Origin of the sequence: Marinobacter sp. KM021, assembly GCF_050707965.1 — a bacterium.
GTDB classification, from domain to species: Bacteria; Pseudomonadota; Gammaproteobacteria; order Pseudomonadales; family Oleiphilaceae; genus Marinobacter; species Marinobacter shengliensis.
The window spans coordinates 2,125,932-2,145,148 of the sequence record NZ_CP136129.1; the positions used below are offsets into that span (position 1 = coordinate 2,125,932).

Sequence of the window (19,217 nt, forward strand, 5' to 3'; positions counted from 1 at the left end):
CTATGTGCGGAATTGTCTTCTTTTATGCTAATCAACTGGGTTCCCACACAGCCAAAGAAAGAATAACTTATAGCCTTGATGCTTTGGCTCACCGCGGGCCAGACGCATGCACTACCATTGAAGCAGCACCTGCCCATTTCGCCCATGCACGGCTTGCAATTGTAGATCTCACAGATAGCAACCAGCCAATGCAGTCACCAGATGGCCGCTACACTCTCATTTTTAATGGAGAAATCTATAACCATTATCGTTTGCGCGACCAGCTCTCTGGGAAGTGGAAGTTTCAAACCCAGGGAGACACAGAAGTACTTCTGGCGGGGCTAATCGAGAAAGGAATACGATTTCTTCCAGAACTGGAGGGCATGTGGGCCTTTGCATTATGGGATAGCACAAAGCGCGAACTACTACTCTCGCGAGATCGAATGGGTAAAAAGCCACTCTTCTACTTTAGGGAGGGGGACCAGTTTAGTTGCGGGTCTGAACTCCCTTCACTGAGATTTCTGGCCACTAATCCCTGGCAGGAAGATCTCGACAGTACCGCCGACTATTTTCGTTATGGCTACCCCTTACCCGGGTATACCGCCTGGAAAGATGTATTCGAAGTCCTCCCCGGACATTGGCTAAAATGGTCACCAGGGAGCGCTCCAACCGAGGAACCCTACTGGCAATTACCATTGCCCGGTCGAGGTAACTCAGCTTTCTCAGACGAGGATCTTCGCTATCAGCTCGGCGAGGCCGTTCGTAAACGCCTGGTAGCTGACGTAGAAGTTGGCGCTTTCCTCTCAGGCGGAATCGATTCATCAATTATTTGTGCACTCGCTCAGCATCAAATGAGCCAGAAACTCAAAACTTACACTATTGGATTCACCGAATCCGCATTTGATGAAACGAAGTTTGCTGCTCAGGTGGCACATCATATCGGCACCGAACATCATTCCGAAATCTTCTCTGATTGGGAAGAAAGCAAATTGGAAGCCCTCCTTAGCAAACACGTTGGCCAACCCTTTGCAGACGCATCGCTGCTTCCCACCGCACTGGTTAGCCAGCTTGCAGCCCGGGATGTCAAGGTGGCCTTGTCCGGAGACGGCGCAGACGAACTGTTCGGAGGATATCAGCGATATCAGGCTCGAATCATTTTACGGTGGTATACCCGACTCCCTCTCTCCCTTCGATCCGGAGTAGAGAGAGCTATTCGCGCTCTCCCTGAACCTACCGCCCATCACAGCAGAAGCCTGCTCAAAAAAGCGTATCTATTTTCGGATATAGCACAGCGCCACCAGTCTGAAAAACCCTACACTGCGCCCTTAATGTTCGATAGCAACCACTTTGCATCCCTCTTCCCTGAACTTGTCGGCCGCGGCCACACACCACGCAATTTAAAGGATCAAACCGAACTGGACGATCTTCAACAAATGCTGTACCGAGACTCTTTGATATACCTGCCACAGGATATTCATACAAAAGTAGACCGGGCCAGCATGGCAGCAAGTCTTGAAACTCGTGCGCCATTCATGGATCACAAAGTAGTAGAACTTGCGTTTTCCCGCCCTGCAAACAAGCATCTTCGTATCGGTTCCGGAAAGCTTTGGTTAAGAAGTGCTTTTAATGACCTACTCCCTGACAGTATCTGGAAACGAAGAAAACAAGGTTTTGGCGTACCGCTTCATGACTGGTTTAGAGGAAAGCTGGGCGTGCGCCTTGAATCCTGCCTTATGGCCAGCATGGCACCAATAAACAAGAACGTTGCCATGCAGTTAATCCAGCAACACCAATCAGGTAAAAGAGACCATGGCTACAGGCTCTGGATGCTCTATGTCTATCTCGCCACGAATCACAGTTAAGGCTGAAAATTTCTGTTTCCGACCCAAACCTGACAAAATCGGCAACCTAGCTTTGAAGATCTGCAATAGGGCCGGCACCTCATTGTGCTATTAAGACTATAGGCTGCCAACGACACATGGCCACTGAGAAGTCCAAATCAAGCAAACAGCAGGCAGACCCTCAGAAGGATGATGCCCTGTCGATACCAAGAAAGCATGTCTCGTTCTTCCTGCCAGAATTGGTAGCAGGGGGCGCTGAGCGTGTATTTATAACGCTTTCGGGCGCTCTTGCAGAAAGAGGTCATCGGGTAGATTTGCTCTTGGCGCGAGGGTGCGGGCCACTGCTATCAGACGTCCACCCAAAAGTGAAGGTTGTGCGCCTTACGAACTGCGCGCCTGATTCGTCCCCGTTACGCCTGGGCCTGCAGTCACTTTGGGGGCTAACCCGATACCTGCGGACACACAAGCCCGACACCCTATTCAGCACACTAACAGGCGCAAATCTAGTAGCAATACTTGCAAACATGCTAACAGGAAAAGCAACGAGGTTATTCGTTAGAGAGGCTGCTACGCTTGCCAACGTAAAGAGCAGGCTTCGATTAACTCTAATGCGATGCCTCTACCAAAAAGCAGACGGTATCATCGCACTCACCGAGTTCATGGCGCAAGAGATGAGAGGGACACTCAAACTACAGGGCTATGATATTCACGTAATTGGGAACCCGGTAGACGGCCAGCGCATCCGACAGTTAGCACAGCAAGAGCCAATCAGTGAAACAGAGCACTATCGCCCTTACCTTGTCGTGGTCGGTCGCCTCTCACCGCAAAAAGACATTGCGACAGCGATAAATGCATTGACGCACCTACGCCGCACCAATAAATCGATAGATCTCGTCGTTGTTGGAGAAGGGCCTATGCGCGACTCACTTGTAGCACACGCTCGAGACTGCGGAGTGGAGCAGAATGTGCACTTTGTTGGCTTCCAGAAAAACCCCTATCCCTGGATTGCGTCAGCCGAAGTATTCATTCTATCCTCCAAATGGGAGGGCTATCCAAATGTTTTGTTTGAGGCCGCTTGTTTAGGAAAAAAGATCGTAGCAACCAACTATGACCCGTCAGTTGAGCAACTGCTCCTCGAAATACGAAAGACCATAATTGTACCTGTAGCCAATCCTAACCATATGTCTAAGGCTATCTCTAAACTCGTGAAACAACCTCCTTCAAAAATTGGACATTCACCAGCATTCATAATGAGCAAAACTATAGAAAACTATGAAGCCCTTCTCATCAGAAAAAGTAAGTAATTAACGTGAAATCTAAAACATCGAAAATATTGGTCTTTTTAAAAGACCGGAAAGACCTTATAATACGATCAATATACCTGGCAGTTATAACTTCCATTTCGATATTCCTACTAGGTTTAGGTTCAGAGCCATGGCTTCTCATTATAGAAAACTGGCCACTATTTCTAATACTAGTCACAACAACTGGCACTGGATTAATTATACAGGCTCGGAGCTTTATAGCTGTCGCCACAGACAGAAACAGTTTACCAAACTTAAAAACCATAATTGAAATTTGGTCAGCATCAAGTGTTGTTTCTGTGGTGGCACCATTTTTTGCTGGGATCGCTACTCGAACCACCTTACTAATACAAAATGGCATGTCAGTTAATTCTTGCTTATCGACAAGTTTTAGGCAAGTATGGATGGGTCTAGAATACGCATTGTTAACCGCATCAATAACACTTCAAGCGACAAATATCACACATGGGCCATCACTTTCACTGAGCATGGCTTTTGTTTGGCTATCAGCCATGCTTTTACGGACAAATTCAAGAAAAGCCGAAAGATTTCAACATTGGCCACGTAGAGCTAAAGATGCCTTTTCCACACTAGGCAAAACCATCTCAATACGCGCTCAAGTCTGGTTCATTCTACAAATTCTAAGCATGACCGCCACCTATTATTTCGCCTTCAACCTTATGGGGGCCGAACTAACGACCAACGAGGCTTTAGCTCTTTCAGCAATTACAATACTTGCAAGCGTTTTAATGTTTGTGCCGAATGGCCTAGGAATAACTGATTCTTTATGGTTTTTCATTGCAATCAACCGGGGTCTAACAGTTGAAACCGCTGCAGCTTTGGCCATAATGATTCGGCTCTCGCACTTAACAAGTTCGCTTATAATATACTTGGCAGGCAAACTAAAACTTTCATCTATCAAGCTTGACAATTAATCCCTGACCCGTTGGAAGATGAACAATCGATTCAAACTTATCCTGCATAAACTCATTTGCGGCTGAAAAAGCGCCCAAACAGTTTTCAAATCCATAATCATCCATAATAATGACACCACCAGGAACCATTCTCTCGTAGAAAAATTCAAGGCTGGCCAGCGTCGGCTCATACAAATCGACATCAACGTGCAAGAATTTAAACTTCTTCCCACTTACTTCATCAAACCGCTCAGGTATCCACCCTTTCATTACGTGCACATTAGAAAATGAAGCAAGTCTTTCCTTTACAATATCCTCACTAACAGCAAGGTCACCTTGCTGCCACTGGCTCACTTTATCGGGGCTCAGATCTCTCTCTCCTGGGGCAGACAAGCCTTCGAATGAGTCAAATAGAAAAAAATCCACCCCCTGAATTTCTCTAGCTATAAACCACGATGAAACTCCAACATAGCTACCGCATTCGGCAACACAACCATCTAATTTGCTTACATGGCGCGCAAACTCCCTCAACACAAACTTTCGTTCCATAGAAAAATAATTGTGGGGTGACATTTTCCTAAATTGATCAGAAAATTCAGAATCTTGCAGCCACAACTTATAGTCGTCACCAATATAGTGCCCACCAAAGAACCTCGCCAAAACACGCACAACTTCATGGAAAACACGCCTCCTATCAGAAACTGGCCCAAACAGCACAGCCCTGACACCTTTCAAAACGCGGCGAAAACCAAACATGCTATCCGGGTGTGGTGCCTTGCTCATCCCTATACTTCCTCAAACGGTCTCTGCTCACATCAATTATTCTTGTACATCAATTGAGTAATTTGCTCAGAAACCAACCCTATCAAAAAGACCGTAACAGACGTCGACCACAGAAAAACCGAAATACTCGAGAGCCTGTGGTCAACTGAAAATGTATAGGCATAATAACCAATCCCTAAAAGCAAATACGCAAAAGAGATCGGTATAAAAAGCTTCAGAGGAGAAAATAACGTTCCGACCTTGAAAATAATTAACAAAAATCGCAAACCGTCCTTCCACAAATTAATATGACTCTTCGAGCCCTCAGCCCTTTGTAGTACCGTAATGGGGATATAGGCCACCGAATAGCCGGCCCTGAAAAAACTCATAGTGATGGTGGTAGGGTAAGAAAATTTGTTGGGCAGCAGGCTTATGAACTCTAGAAACTTCGTCCGGCGAACAGCACGAAAACCGGAAGTCAAATCTCCGATCTTGTGCCCAACCATCCAACTCGCGAATCGGTTATAAAAGCCATTAGCCAAAGAGCGATGTAACCCCGCCTGCCCTTCATGGTCACGAGCACCAACCACCATGTCGTAGCCTTCGTTCACTTTATCAAGTAGCGCGCCAATGTCTTCAGGGCGATGCTGACCGTCGGCATCCATGCACACAACAATGTCTTTCGTTGCCGCCCGAAGTCCGGTTTTTATAGCCGCGCCATTGCCTTTGCTGTAAGGATGTCGTATTACCAGAGCACCATACTTCTCAGCAACACTCGCTGTGCTATCAGTAGATCCATCATCAACCACAATCACTTCAGCGTCAGGAAATAGATTAAAGATACGATCTACTGTGCCACCAATCGATATAACTTCATTTTTAGCTGGCAACAGAACAGAAATCTCATAGCTACTCATAACACCTCAGTTAAAAATAATTCTTCACCATTGAAAAATAGAGCAGTCGCGATCCAAGGCTGAACATTTACGCCCCCCTATTACATCAGAATGCGCGAAGCTACCGGTCTGCAACGCGTCACTGTACTAACGACAACTTGCTGGCACCAGAAGTGGGCTGCCACTGAACTCACAATTCCAATAAACACTACCTTCGCGCAGCCTTGGAGTGAACGTTAGTGTTTCTCCAGCAACATAACCATTCACTTGATTTCCCAGCGTAACCACAATCACACCGTCAAGCACATCGACTGCGCTCACGTATTTCCCTTGCAGGGCATTTGCTATGGGCAGGCCATAACTACCGCTCGACAGCCCAGACAACGCGCCCGTCTGCGCATACAAGGTACCCGCAATATGCTTTTGAATAGCACCAGAGAAGGTCATAGCCTCGGTCACTTGAGTGCGGATAACATAATTCTGGTAGGCAGCCGTAGAAACCACCGAGAGTATACCTACAATAGCCACTACAATCATGAGTTCAATTAATGTAAAACCTTTTTCCTTCATCTGCTTTCCCCCATCAGGTAAAAGCACGAAAGCAATAAGCGTTCCACTATTCAGGACCAGCGCCCACAAGCAGTTAAGCCAGCTCAACTTTTCCATGGGTGCAGGGAACTGACAAACTCTGTCAAAATTTGACGCACCCAGACCCGAAAAAGCGCGCTCTCCCCTCTGCTATTCGCGCCTTTCAAGTTGAGCATCTATTGCAACTAAAGCTGACCGCATGCTTTCTAGCTCCTTTTTTCCCAAAGAAGCCAAGTACCCAGACCCAAAATAGAGTCCAGCCTCGTCAAGCCAAGCAATGGCCAAGGAAATCTCCCCCCGCTGAAAATACCGGGCCGCAATTGCCTTCGCATGACTGATCGACGGATAGTCCTTAAACGACAAAATCTGATAGTCGATTTCCTTTGATAAATCGCTATTGTGCAACGCAATCTGCGCAAGCTCGTAATAGAAATAGTGTCTTATTGGCTTTGTGCGGCTGAGCCTTACATTATCATCAAGGTAGCGCTTGAGAAGCTTCTCGATATCATCGATTTCCAGCCCCGGACAACTTCCAGCCTTTACTTTCTCGGACAGCCTGGGTATCGCCATACCAAGAGTATCCACCCTCTGCACCGCAGCAACATTTCCCAACACATCGTCATACCTCGCCTGAATTCTGCCGGAAGACTCGACATCGCAAGCCAAGACCAAAGCATGAGCAGAGATACCGTTTCTTCCTTCTGAAACCTCAGCAAAGCTGTCAAGCTCTCTAATGGCCGCTGGAGTGAAGCCCATCCTTTGGTATGAAGTTGCCAGAGTCTGAACCGCCCGCACAGAGTTGGGGTGATAGCGGTACCACATCTCTGCAGCCAACGCTGGATTTCCTGTCAGCGATGTTGTCTGGAACAATGCAATGATAGAAATAGCCCCCAGCGCAATACTGCTGACTACGACAACAAGGCGCCCTCTTAACCTGGTCCATCCGAAGAATGCCAAACTCACGGCAAGAACAACTATACCGATTGAGGGCATATAGTTTCTGTGCTCAAAGTAGAGCTCCAGATCAATGATGGTCGACTCGAGAACATGCCCTCCTAAAAAGAAAAGCACGGAAAACCCACTCATCAGGGCCAGCCAGGACGCTCTCTTCCAAATAGCAAAGACCGACACCACAATAGCCGAAACTATTCCGACAAGGCATACCCATACGATCACATCTGACCGGCTATACACCTTGTGGCCGTCTTGAAGCGGGCCTAATTTCGATCCATCAGGAACCAATATCTGCCTTAAATACTCAAACAGAATGACTGCCTGAGTTGCTACCCGCTCTGGTAACGTATAACTCCGCCAAGACTCTTGCCCGACCAAACTTTGCACCCCCAGATAGAGAACATAAACGGGGGCAGAAAAAAGCAGCAACGCAACACCTAGCCTCCATAACCATTTAGGGCACGGCAGAGGCAACTTTCGAAAAAAAACAATCTCGATAAGACCTACAAATAGAATAGTAAGCGCGCCGTTTTCTTTGGAGAACATGGAAAGCAACGTACCCAGGACGATCACAAACGACAACGCAAAAATGGAGGCCGACATTCCGATGTTTTTTGCAGCCAGGTAACAACGTAGATGCGAATAGGAAAGAAGGGTAAGGAGAGAAAAAAACGCCGAAACCAGAGTCATCCTTTGAACAGGGATCAATATCCCGCTGGCATGAATTGGCAGTAACGCCCAAATACCCGCAACAAAAACAGAGAGGATCAGATGCGAAGCACTAACCTCCTGAAATTGTCTAAAAAGCACGCTGAACAACAAGAACACCAGCATCGCATTCATCAGGTGCCAAAGAAGGTTACCCTGCACCACCCCCCAAGGATTGGATGGCCAATGCTCATAGTCTGGCATAAAGGACAACAACGAAATCGGCCTTCCCGTTGGCCCCGCGTTGCCGCCGTATACGAAATCCAGAAAACCACTATAACTGCTGACTTCGCTGAGTTTATTTAGATTATGCCAATCATCAAACTGCCATGTTAGCCCGTCAGCGAAGCTGTAAATTACCCAGCCAAGTAAAACAAAGGACACTCCGGCAACAAACACCTTGAGCTGGCTTTTGATTGATATATCAATACCTGACGACGCTATCACTGATTTATCCGGCATATGTACGGTTGAAAGTCACCCCAGACTGGGAACGGCATCAAAAATCCAAATGACTCCCTTCGCCTTTTGACTGGTCAGTGCTTTCGCACTCAAAGCCATTCCAAACAAGCTTGGGGAACTCAAAACTACCAAAAAAAAAGCTCGGCTTTCGCCGAGCTCCTATATACAAGCATACAAGTGCTGCTTAGTTACGGAAAGCAGACGGACGCCACTTAGTGTCGAAGCTGCAAGTACCGTTCCAGACAATGGAACCACCAGCGTCACGCGGAGTCAAAGAGCATGTTCCGCCACTGATCTTCGAGTTTACGTTGTTACCAAAGGTAGCCGTAATAACACCTCCGTTAGCAACAGCAACTCCGCTCACGTACGTACCGACAATTGACGCGGAAGCCGGAACGCCAGCAGAAGTATTCGAGCCGGGGAAGCCACCCCTATCCGCCCAATACTCTTCCACACCAGACTTCGCCCCTGACATGAGCGCCAAACCCTCACTGACCTGAGAGCGAATGGTGTAGTCCTGATAAGCAGGAATAGCAACAGCCGCCAAAATACCGATGATTGCTACAACGATCATCAATTCGATCAGAGTGAAACCCTGCTGACCTTTTTTCATTTGAATCTTTTGCATGTTATCGACCTCTAGAGTTGTCGTTTCTTTTACCAAAGCTCTGCCATCCAGGATGCACCCCGGGTTGCTGCGCTGAGCCTGCGATAAGTTAAGCACTCTGCGTGCCAATTGCAAGATAATGTCAAAAATATTCGTTTCTTCAACACCTTGCACCCTCTGCAACATCATTGACTCACAGCAACCCCTTGAACAGCCCCCGCCAGCGTGCCCAAGAGTGACGTTTTTTGTCACCCCCCACTAACAGAAATCGACCACCACATTTCAACGACACATCTTTGAGAAAGATCAAACCCGAGCCCCACCCTACTTTCCAAACCCCGGCCATGCATCTAAACTCGGTGTTTATAGATGTAACTTTCAGCCACTTACAAGACTTTCCTCAGGGCATTTATGGCGAGCAGCAACCGAAACGTAACTCTGACGGGCCTGGCCCGTCGCTTTGTGGATGACGGGCTTCTGGATGAAGATACCGCCAAAGATGCCTTTATTCAGGCGTCCCATAACCGCATTCCACTAATAACTTACCTCACGCAAAACCAACTCGCAGACAGTTCCAAACTGGCATTTTCTGCCGCGATGGAGTTTGGAGTCTCCGTTCTCGACCTGGATTCTTTCCTTCCGGAAATGATGCCCGAGAAGGTGGTTGACGAAAAGCTGGTAAGGAAGCACAACGCCCTGCCTCTATATAAACGGGGCAACCGACTATTCATTGCAGTGTCGGACCCCACCAACATTCAGGCATTGGATGAGATCAAGTTCAATACCGGCCTTAGCACCGATGCTATCCTCGTAGACGACGCCAAGCTACGGGTGGCTATCGACAAATACCTGGAAGCCCATGACACCACTATGGGCGATCTGGATGATGCTGACCTGGAAGGTGTGGAGACTGAAGGCGGCGATCAGGACGACGATGGCGGCATCAGTACTGCGGAAGTGGATGATGCACCGATTGTTAAATATGTTAACAAGATGCTACTTGATGCCATACGGGGCGGTGCTTCCGACATTCACTTCGAGCCCTACGAAAAGATCTACCGGGTTCGCTACAGAACAGATGGCATTCTGAAAGAGATTTCCCGCCCCTCTATTAAGCTAGCCCCGAAGATATCAGCCCGAGTGAAGATTATGGCGCAGCTGGACATCTCAGAACGTCGAATTCCTCAAGACGGCCGGATCAAGATGAAGCTGTCCAAAACGAAGGCTATCGACTTCCGGGTGAACACCCTACCCACACTGTGGGGAGAAAAGATTGTTCTGCGGATTCTGGACCCCAGCCAGGCCAAGCTGGGCATCGATGTGCTGGGCTACGAAGAAGACCAAAAGCAGTTGTACATGGACGCTCTCGCCCAGCCCCAGGGCATGATTCTGGTCACCGGCCCAACGGGTTCCGGTAAAACCGTCTCCCTATATACGGGCCTGAACATTTTGAACACTCCGGGCATAAATATATCTACAGCAGAAGACCCGGCGGAAATTAACCTGGAAGGCATCAACCAGGTTAACGTGAACACCAAAGTAGGCCTGGGCTTTGCCGAAGCACTTCGGGCCTTCCTGCGGCAAGATCCGGATGTGATCATGGTGGGTGAGATCCGGGATCTGGAAACCGCCAACATTGCTATCAAAGCGGCACAAACCGGGCATCTGGTTCTCTCCACCCTGCACACCAACAGCGCCGCCGAAACCCTGACCCGGATGATGAACATGGGCGTGCCTGCGTTCAACATTGCCACGTCCGTGAGCCTGATCATCGCCCAGCGCCTTGGCCGGCGCCTATGTAGCTGCAAAAAGCCCATGGACGTGCCCAAAGATGTGCTTTTAAAGGAAGGGTTCACACAAGAACAAATTGATACAGGCTTTACGTTGTACCGCCCCAAGGGCTGTGATAAATGCACTAATGGATACAAAGGCCGCGTCGGTATTTACGAAGTGGTTAAGATTACCGAAGAACTGGCCAACATGATTATGGAAGAAGCCAGTTCGATAAAAATTGCAAAACAAGCGCAGGCAGAAGGCTTCCGCAACCTGAGGCAATCCGCCCTTCTGAAAGTAATGGAAGGAGTGACCAGCCTTGAGGAAGCCAACCGCGTGACGAAGGATTAAGCATGGCAGAAAAAGCGCAGAAGCTGGAATCGTACGTTTGGGAAGGTAAAGACCGGAGAGGCAACAAAGCCAAGGGCGAGTTGACCGGCTCCAATCTGGCTTTGGTAAAAGCCCAACTGCGAAAGCAGGGCATTATCCCAGACAAGGTGAAGAAGAAACCCAAACCGTTGTTTGGTGGCAGCAAGAAAATCACGCCTTTTGATATTGCGATGCTGACTCGACAGCTGGCAACCATGATGAAAGCCGGCGTTCCTCTGGTGCAGAGCTTTGACATCGTGACTGATGGGCTTGAGAATAAGGGGCTCCAAGAGCTAGTGATGAGTATCCGGAACGATATTTCCTCGGGTACTGGTTTCGCTGCTTCCTTGCGCAAGCATCCCAAGTACTTTGATGACCTCTACTGCAACCTTGTCGATTCTGGCGAGAAGGCTGGTGCGCTTGAGCAGATGCTGGACCGTATTGCCACCTATCTTGAGAAAACCGAAATTCTGAAGAAAAAGGTCAAAAAGGCGATGACATATCCGATTGCCGTCATCGTAGTTGCCATCGTGGTTACTGCCATTCTACTCGTGAAAGTAGTTCCTCAGTTTGAAAGCCTGTTCCAGGGCTTTGGAGCGGACTTACCAGTCTTCACACAGTTTATTATCAACATTTCAGAGTGGATGCAGAAATGGTGGTTTATTGTGCTCCTGGGAATTGTAGGTACCGTATTCCTTTTCAAAGAGTCCAAACGGCGTTCTCAGAGATTCTCCGACTTTGTCGATAAATACGTCCTGAAAGTACCGATCATTGGTGAGATTTTGGACAAATCTGCGGTTGCCAAGTTTGGCCGCGTGCTTTCTACTACGTTCGCCGCAGGTGTACCTCTGGTAGATGCTTTGGACTCTGTAGCCGGCGCTACCGGGAATGCGGTTTATCGCGATGCGGTTATGAACATCAAGAACGATGTCTCCAGCGGTACGCAGTTGCAGGCTTCAATGCGTCAGCAGGATGTGTTTCCGGTTATGGCCGTCCAGCTTACGGCTATCGGCGAGGAGTCCGGTAATCTTGACGATATGCTGCAGAAAGTTGCGGAGCATTACGAGGCAGTTGTAGATGACATGGTAGACAACCTCACGGCACTGATGGAGCCGATGATTATGGCTGTCCTCGGGGTACTTGTTGGTGGCTTAATCATCGGCATGTACCTCCCCATATTCCAGATGGGGCAAGTGGTTTAACCCAGCCCAAAGGCGCTCGCAAGCGCAAGATCGCCCCCTCTCCGTGGAGGGGGCGTGTAATTTAAAACGTCAACAACGAGCCCCCGAATGCCCTCTCTAGACCAATTCCTCTCCACCCCCTGGCTCCTATACCTAACCGTCACCCTATTCTCCCTCTGCATCGGCAGCTTCCTGAACGTCGCCATCCTGCGCCTGCCAAAAATGATGCAACAGGAATGGCGTTGCCAGTGCGAGGAATTCCTGGAGGTTCCTGAGAAGCAAAGAAAACGGGAAACACCACTCTCCCTCTCGAAACCCGCTTCCACCTGCCCCTCCTGCGGCCACCAGATCCGGGCCTGGGAAAATATCCCGGTAATCAGTTGGCTGGTGCTTCGGGGCAAGTGTTCATCGTGCAAGGCATCAATCTCATCACGCTACCCTATCATTGAAGCCATCACCGCGATCTTCTCAGCGGTGACCATCGCTTTGCTGGGGCCGACGGAAGCGGCGCTTTGGGCCTTGCTGCTGGTTTGGGCCCTGGTGGCGCTGACGATGATCGATTTCGACACGCAGCTGTTGCCAGACAGCATTACCCTGCCCCTGATGTGGCTGGGGCTGGTGTTGAACTATTTTGGTGTGCTGACAGATTTTAACAGTGCCTTCTGGGGTGCCATTGCCGGGTACTTGTCGCTTTGGTCGGTGTACTGGCTATTCAAGCTGGTGACTGGCAAAGAAGGCATGGGTCATGGGGATTTCAAGCTGCTGGCGGCTCTGGGGGCCTGGCTGGGGTGGCAGTTATTGCCGGCGGTGATTTTGTTGTCGTCCCTGGTGGGGGCGGTGGTTGGTATTGCGCTGATGGTGTTCAAGAAGCATGGGCGTGAGGTGCCGATTCCGTTTGGGCCTTATCTGGCGGCGGCTGGGTTACTTTGTTTGTGGTTTGGGGTGGAGATTCAGGCGATTTGGTTTGGGTTTTTGGGGGTTTGACGAGGTCGCTATTCTTGGAGATTGGCGCTGGCAGAAGGGTGGGGTCTGACCCCGTTCGGGGTCAGACCCCTTTGTAGACTGGTTGTTGGGGTATTTATTTGAAGATTGTTGGGTTAACTGGCGGGATTGGTTCCGGGAAGTCTACGGTGGTGCGTATCTTTGGGGATTTAGGTGTGCACTGGGTGGATGCGGATGATGTGGCTCGGGAGGTGGTTGAGCCTGGAACGGCGGCGTTGGCGGCGATTGCAGAGCATTTTGGCCGCGACATTCTGCAGGCGGACGGCGCGCTGGACAGAGCCGCGCTTCGGCAGCGGGTGTTTGAGAATCCGGAAGAGCGAAACTGGCTTGAATGCCTGTTACATCCGGTCATCCGCGAGGAGCTAGTCAGGCAACTGAAATCACCAGAAGTCCCCAATTCCCAGCCTTATGCGCTGCTGGTTTCGCCATTACTCCTGGAAACCGACCAACATGAACTGGTGGATCGCGTGGTGGTGGTTGATGTGCCCGAACACATTCAGATTGAACGCACCATGGCCCGGGACGATAATAGCCGGGTTCAGGTAGAGCGCATTATGGCTGCGCAGATGGCCAGGGATGAGCGGCGTTCACGGGCAGACGCTGTTATCGACAACAACCGCCCTTTACAGGATGTGGAACGCCAGGTTTGTGAATTGCATAATCGGTTCCTGTTTGAGTTTCGTTAAGGAGCCCCGGCCGAGACATCTGGCCGCCCCGCTTTTACTTTATACGTTGCTGGTCTCATCGCTCGCTCATTCAGCAGAGCCCGTGTTTACGGTAAGAGATTCCGCCATTCCGGATGTGCTGGCACCGGAATCACTCCCGTATTCGTTCTACACGTTTGAACCCGATGAATACTGGGCGGAACCAGAAGACTCCTGGTGGATGAACTTCAGCAACTGGGTCATCCGACAGGAGCGCATTCATGGCAGCACGGTCCAGAACTTTGGCGCCTGGACAGATCGCACTTTGTCCCGATCTTCTCATTCGCTTCCAAACAATGAGAGTTATCTGAGAGTCGGGTTTGCGGCAGAATCCGAGTACAGTGATCCGGCGCAATTCAAACCGGAGCTGAGGTTCCGGCTGGACGTGCCCACCACCCAGAAAAAGTTGCGCCTGGTCATCGAAAGTGAAAGCGATGAGCTGATCCCGCTTGGTGAAAGGGAACGGGACCGACAACTCACAGAGCCCAACCGTACCGATACGGAAACCACCGGCGCCCTGCGTTTCCTTTCACAGGTGGGCGACGCCATCAACCTGTCCACCGATGTGGGCGGCCGCCTGAGATTGCCACCGGAAATGTTCTGGCGAACCACCGCCAGCAAGGGCTGGCAACTGGATGATGCCTGGGCGCTGAATGTACAGCAGCGGGTATACTACTACCATACCCGGGGATGGGGCGCGCGGTCATGGTTCGGCGCAGACCGGTCACTTGGCAACGGCTGGCATTTCTACACGTCATCGGAGCTCGAGTGGTTGCACCAGGACCGCAAGTTTGAGGCAGCACAAATCTTCAGTACGCGTAAACGGCTCAGCCATCGTTCCGTCCTCACCCCCAGGCTGGGGGCCCTTGGTGAAAGTCAGCCATCGTGGCGAACCACGTCCTACTTTGCCGATCTCACATGGCGTTATCGCTTGTACGAAGATTGGCTGTTTGCGGAACTGATTCCAGCCCTGGAGTTTCCCAGAGAAGAGGGTTTCAAAGATCAGGCCTCGGTGGTGTTCCGTATCGAAATGTACTTCTCAGGAACCATTGACCGGCAATGATATGACCAGACCACGCCACAAATCCCGACCGGCAGACCAGGCTCTCACCCTCACCCCCATTGCCATTACCCACTCTTGCTTCAAAGACAAGTTCGGGGTGCCACGCCAACCGGGGCTTACGCGCCATGCCCATGCTGAGCTGCTGATCCAGAGCCCGTTTGACCGGGAGGACGCCTTTCGGGGCCTGGAAACCGCCAGTCATCTGTGGCTTACGTTTCAGTTCCACGAGGCCATTCGTGCCGAGTGGCGGCCAGTGGTTCGCCCCCCACGGCTAGGCGGTAACAAAAAGATCGGCGTCTTCGCCAGTCGCTCGCCTTTCAGGCCTAACAGCCTTGGTTTGTCGGTGGTCAGGAACGAAGGGTTGATTCGCAAAAACGGGCAGCTGGTTCTGCGCATTAGCGACCACGACCTGATCGAAGGCACGCCAATATTAGATATCAAACCCTATTTGCCGTTTGCCGATTCGGTGCCGGAGGCTTCGCTCGGCTGGGCAGAATCCGCGCCCACCGAGCGTGCCGACGTGGTATTCAGCCTTGAGGCTACCGCGCAGCTGGCAACCCTGCCGGTAGAGGAGTATCCGGATGTGAGGGCGCTGATCGAAGACGTTGTGAGTTATGACCCCAGGCCATCATTTCGCCGCGGACGAGATGAAGAGCGCATCTACGGTGCCAACCTTTATGACCTGAATGTGCGTTTTCGTTTTGTGAACGATGATTCAAAGATACGTGTGGAAGTGATATCCGTCTGTTAAACTGCTGCTGGTGATTTTGTAGTCGACACAGGGAACTTGTGCCTTGCTTTCCAACCGGTTTTTAAAGCGTTTAGGTGTTCGCCCGCTGGCTCTCCGCTTGCTGGGGTGGGTGCTGCTTTACAGCCTGATTCTGTCTCTGGTGGCGACCGGCGTGCAGATGATTGGCGAGTTTGATCGCCAGAAAACGGAACTTCAGTCGAGCCAGGAGCGGGCTGTTGAGCTGATATCCGGCAGCATGGGCACCAACCTTTGGGTAATGAACTTCAGCGAGGTGGCCAACAGCCTCGACGACATGCGGGCCATGCCGTCGGTGCAGTATGCCCGTGTCATCACCACCACGGGTGAGGAATTCAGCACTGGCCAGTATCCGGAAGGCCGGGTGATTTCCCAGACATTTCCCCTTGAGTTCAATCGATCCACGTTTGACCAGCCCCGGCGAGTTGGGGAGCTAACCGTGGTGTCCTCCGTTGAGCAGATTTACGACAACGTTCTGGATCAGGCTTTGATGAACCTGTTGTTCCAGTCCATTGTGGTTATGCTGGGCACCCTGGGGTTACTGCTGATTGTGCGGGTGACCTTATCCCGGCACCTGGAAACCATGGCTGATTACGCCGCCAAGCTAAACCTCGATGCCCTGGTTGACCCACTTCAGTTACGCCGAAAGCCGCCCCGCCGGCCGGATGAGCTGTCAGAGCTTGAGCAGGCACTCAACAAGATGCGCCTGCAGATTCTGGAAGACACTCGCTCCCTTAGGCAGACCACCATTAAGTCCCAGGATGAGCGGGATGAAGCTATTCGGGCCAACCATGCCAAGAACCAGTTTCTGGCCAATGTCAGCCACGAGTTGCGCATTCCGCTGCAGTCGGTGTTGGGGTACGCCAACCTGCTGACCGACACCCCTCTGGACCAGGAACAGCGGGAGTATGTCAGCACCCTGCTTAACGCCTCTGAAAGCCTGTCGGCCATTATCAATGACCTGCTGGATATCTCCAGTATGGAAGCCGGCAAGCTGGAACTGGAAGCCATTCCGTTCGACCTCAGGGAAACCCTCAACGATCTGATCCACATGCTGGGCTCCCGGGCGAGGGAAAAAGGCCTGGCTCTTGAAATGCGGGTTGATGAGAACCTGCCCTGGGCTATGATCGGCGACCCGGTGCGGCTGCGGCAGATATTGCTCAATCTGCTCTCCAATGCCATCAAGTTTACCGATTCCGGCCATGTGCTGATCAGCATAGAAGTACTTGGGCGGAAAGAGGGCAATGTTCGCTTACGCCTTGCGGTTGAAGATACCGGCGTCGGCATTAACCCCGAAGACATCCCCCTGGTGTATGAACCCTATGTGCAGCTGGGCCAACGGTTCCAGCGGCAACTGCCCGGTGCGGGATTGGGGTTGACGATCTGCCGCCAGCTTGTTGATCTGATGGGGGGCTCCATGGATCTGGAAAGCCGCCCCGGGCAGGGCTCCACGTTCTGGGTGGAGCTGACCCTGCAGGCGGCCGGAGATGCCTCAACCCGTATTCGGCCAGACTCCCATATGGTCCGGGGGCGAAAGATCCTGGTGGTGGATTCTTACGAGCTGTCACGCAAGATCACACTGGAAATGCTGTCCCGATATGAGGTTCAGATCGAGGCAGTGAAAGCCGCCGGTGAGGCCCTGACCTCGCTACGCCAGGCCTTCGATGCCGGCGACCCATACCACGCCATCATCCTTGATGGTTTTGTGCCGGATATGGACAGCGATTTGTTATGCCGGCAGATTCGCAGTAACCCGCAATGGGCCGACATGCGGCTACTGATTCTCTCATCCAATCCTCAGCGCGGTGATGCCGAACATTTTCGGCAGGCCGGGGCTGACGCTTTCCTGAGCAAATCGCTGCGGGAGTCTTACCTGATTCCCATCCTTAACCAACTGTTTCTGGAGGTGGAGAAACAGGAACGCCGTTTCCTGACCCGCTTTTCGCTACAGGCAATAACCGATGTCACGGTCAAACAACGGCAAATTCCCTGCGGGCGGATGCGGGTTCTTCTGGTTGAAGATAACCCGGTGAACCGCACCCTCACCCGCCGGCTACTGGAAAAGCTTGGCTGCGAGGTAATGACCGCCAACGACGGCCAGGCGGCGTCGGCCCTGTGGCAATGGCATCAGTTTGATCTGATATTCATGGATTGCGTTATGCCTCGAATGGATGGTTTTGAAGCCACCAGGCGGCTGCGTCGCTGGGAAGAAGATCATCACCGGGCCAGGGTGCCCGTGGTTGCGCTAACCGCCAGCGCGATGGAAGAAGACGAGGAACGCTGCCGGGCGGCGGGCATGGATGCGTTTGTTGCCAAGCCTGTCAACCTTGAAATGCTGCGGGCAGTACTGGAACAATACTGTCAGGCCGCTGCTGAATCCTGAGCACCGGCATGTTACCCATAGCCCGGATTCTGATATGAATGTTGAATGCCCCACTTGCAAAAAGTCTGTCGAATGGACGGAAACCAACCCATTTCGGCCTTTCTGTTCCGAACGATGCAAGCTGATTGACCTTGGCGCCTGGGCCAATGAGGAATATCGGGTGCCGGCGGAGAACGTTTCTCCCGATGACCTCGACCAGATCGACGAAGCCACCCGGCACTGAATCAGCTAGGCCACATCAGCCCGACTGACTACCCTTTCCAACGGCTTACGGGCATTTAAGTTGTGATGCGGTTGGCAGGTCGTTACCATCCTCTCAGTCATAACTATCGCTGATGCCGGCAGTTCCGGCCGGTCTGAACTCAAACGACAGCAATAAAGGTGTAAACATGAAAGTAACCCGCATCTCCGCTCTGGCGCTTTCTCTGGCAGCCGCCCCTGTGTTCGCCGCTGATCTGGACCTGAGCCTGACCAATAACTCGGCGAAGGGCCAGGTCAACTTTTTCGGTGCTCAGAACGATATTCAGCTGGGTGCAGGCTACACCTACCGTGACAGCCGCCGCCATATCGGCAACCTCGACTTTCACGCGCAAGGCCGCACCTCGATCGGCAACCTGCCGACCACTGCCGGTGTAGGCCTCAAAGGTGTCTTCTATGACGAGCGTCGCCGGGACGTAGACGGCGGTGCGGTTGGCCTGGGCGGCTTTGCCACCGTGAATGTGCCAGACGTACCAGGCCTGTCATTCAGCGGCAGCCTCCACTACGCCCCAACCATTCTTTCGTTTGGCGATTCCGACGACATGACCAGCCTGGAACTGCGCGGAAGCTACCGCGTGATTCGAAACGCTGAGGTGTTTGCCGGTTACCGCTACCTGAACACCGAGCTGGATTTTGCCGGCTCCCCAGACATCAACCTGGATGAAGGTGTGCTGGCCGGTATCAAGATTTTCTTCTAACCGCG

Annotated in this window: 17 protein-coding genes; 12 read left to right on the top strand and 5 right to left on the bottom strand. The window is 51.4% G+C overall.

What is annotated here, in order from left to right; all coding sequences use genetic code 11:
* Positions 1 to 2 precede the first annotated feature (2 nt).
* From asnB to RVM24_RS10010, 3 genes are all read left to right on the top strand, one after another.
* Positions 3 to 1,841 (top strand): asparagine synthase (glutamine-hydrolyzing), encoded by a 1,839-nt coding sequence (gene asnB / locus RVM24_RS10000; protein WP_431475351.1) that lies wholly within the window; start codon positions 3 to 5, stop codon positions 1,839 to 1,841.
* 116 nt (positions 1,842 to 1,957) lie between these two features.
* The gene (locus RVM24_RS10005) at positions 1,958 to 3,124 is read left to right on the top strand and encodes a glycosyltransferase (RefSeq protein ID WP_431475352.1); all 1,167 of its coding nucleotides are present in this window, start codon (positions 1,958 to 1,960) and stop codon (positions 3,122 to 3,124) included.
* Positions 3,125 to 3,129: 5 nt separating this feature from the next.
* Positions 3,130 to 4,059: a lysylphosphatidylglycerol synthase domain-containing protein gene (locus RVM24_RS10010; RefSeq protein ID WP_431475353.1), complete on the top strand. Its 930-nt coding sequence runs from the start codon at positions 3,130 to 3,132 to the stop codon at positions 4,057 to 4,059.
* Here the strand turns inward: RVM24_RS10010 and RVM24_RS10015 are convergent.
* The 5 genes from RVM24_RS10015 to RVM24_RS10035 all read right to left on the bottom strand — a co-directional run bounded on the left by RVM24_RS10015 (position 4,036) and on the right by RVM24_RS10035 (position 9,204).
* Positions 4,036 to 4,821 (bottom strand): TylF/MycF/NovP-related O-methyltransferase, encoded by a 786-nt coding sequence (locus tag RVM24_RS10015; RefSeq protein ID WP_431475354.1) that lies wholly within the window; start codon positions 4,819 to 4,821, stop codon positions 4,036 to 4,038. The genes RVM24_RS10010 and RVM24_RS10015 overlap by 24 nt on opposite strands.
* Positions 4,822 to 4,853: 32 nt before the next feature.
* On the bottom strand, positions 4,854 to 5,717 hold the full coding sequence (locus RVM24_RS10020) for a glycosyltransferase family 2 protein (RefSeq protein ID WP_431475355.1): 864 nt from the start codon (positions 5,715 to 5,717) through the stop codon (positions 4,854 to 4,856).
* 126 nt (positions 5,718 to 5,843) lie between these two features.
* The gene (locus RVM24_RS10025) at positions 5,844 to 6,362 is read right to left on the bottom strand and encodes a pilin (protein WP_431475356.1); all 519 of its coding nucleotides are present in this window, start codon (positions 6,360 to 6,362) and stop codon (positions 5,844 to 5,846) included.
* A gap of 72 nt (positions 6,363 to 6,434) precedes the next feature.
* On the bottom strand, positions 6,435 to 8,393 hold the full coding sequence (locus tag RVM24_RS10030) for a hypothetical protein (RefSeq protein WP_431475357.1): 1,959 nt from the start codon (positions 8,391 to 8,393) through the stop codon (positions 6,435 to 6,437).
* 199 nt (positions 8,394 to 8,592) lie between these two features.
* A complete protein-coding gene (locus RVM24_RS10035) occupies positions 8,593 to 9,204 on the bottom strand; it encodes a pilin (RefSeq protein WP_431475358.1) in 612 nt (203 codons plus the stop codon).
* Positions 9,205 to 9,426: 222 nt separating this feature from the next.
* Here RVM24_RS10035 and pilB point away from each other — a divergent pair, with 222 nt between their 5' ends.
* The 9 genes from pilB (at position 9,427) to RVM24_RS10080 (ending at position 19,212) form a co-directional block, all read left to right on the top strand.
* Positions 9,427 to 11,139, top strand: a complete 1,713-nt coding sequence (gene pilB, locus RVM24_RS10040) for a type IV-A pilus assembly ATPase PilB (protein WP_431475359.1) — start codon at positions 9,427 to 9,429, stop codon at positions 11,137 to 11,139.
* 2 nt (positions 11,140 to 11,141) lie between these two features.
* Complete coding sequence (locus RVM24_RS10045; protein ID WP_431475360.1) at positions 11,142 to 12,359, top strand: type II secretion system F family protein; 1,218 nt, start codon at positions 11,142 to 11,144, stop codon at positions 12,357 to 12,359.
* A gap of 87 nt (positions 12,360 to 12,446) precedes the next feature.
* The gene (locus tag RVM24_RS10050; RefSeq protein ID WP_431475361.1) at positions 12,447 to 13,322 is read left to right on the top strand and encodes a prepilin peptidase; all 876 of its coding nucleotides are present in this window, start codon (positions 12,447 to 12,449) and stop codon (positions 13,320 to 13,322) included.
* A gap of 98 nt (positions 13,323 to 13,420) precedes the next feature.
* Positions 13,421 to 14,026, top strand: a complete 606-nt coding sequence (coaE, locus tag RVM24_RS10055; RefSeq protein WP_431475362.1) for a dephospho-CoA kinase — start codon at positions 13,421 to 13,423, stop codon at positions 14,024 to 14,026.
* A gap of 82 nt (positions 14,027 to 14,108) precedes the next feature.
* A complete protein-coding gene (locus RVM24_RS10060; protein WP_286922195.1) occupies positions 14,109 to 15,107 on the top strand; it encodes a hypothetical protein in 999 nt (332 codons plus the stop codon).
* Between the two features lies 1 nt (position 15,108).
* Positions 15,109 to 15,858 (top strand): tRNA (N6-threonylcarbamoyladenosine(37)-N6)-methyltransferase TrmO, encoded by a 750-nt coding sequence (gene tsaA / locus RVM24_RS10065; protein ID WP_286250908.1) that lies wholly within the window; start codon positions 15,109 to 15,111, stop codon positions 15,856 to 15,858.
* A 43-nt stretch (positions 15,859 to 15,901) separates the two neighbouring features.
* On the top strand, positions 15,902 to 18,256 hold the full coding sequence (locus tag RVM24_RS10070; RefSeq protein WP_286922196.1) for a response regulator: 2,355 nt from the start codon (positions 15,902 to 15,904) through the stop codon (positions 18,254 to 18,256).
* A 34-nt stretch (positions 18,257 to 18,290) separates the two neighbouring features.
* On the top strand, positions 18,291 to 18,479 hold the full coding sequence (gene yacG / locus RVM24_RS10075) for a DNA gyrase inhibitor YacG (RefSeq protein WP_058089895.1): 189 nt from the start codon (positions 18,291 to 18,293) through the stop codon (positions 18,477 to 18,479).
* Between the two features lie 166 nt (positions 18,480 to 18,645).
* Positions 18,646 to 19,212 (top strand): YfaZ family outer membrane protein, encoded by a 567-nt coding sequence (locus tag RVM24_RS10080; protein ID WP_374812229.1) that lies wholly within the window; start codon positions 18,646 to 18,648, stop codon positions 19,210 to 19,212.
* The last annotated feature ends 5 nt before the right edge of the window (positions 19,213 to 19,217 follow it).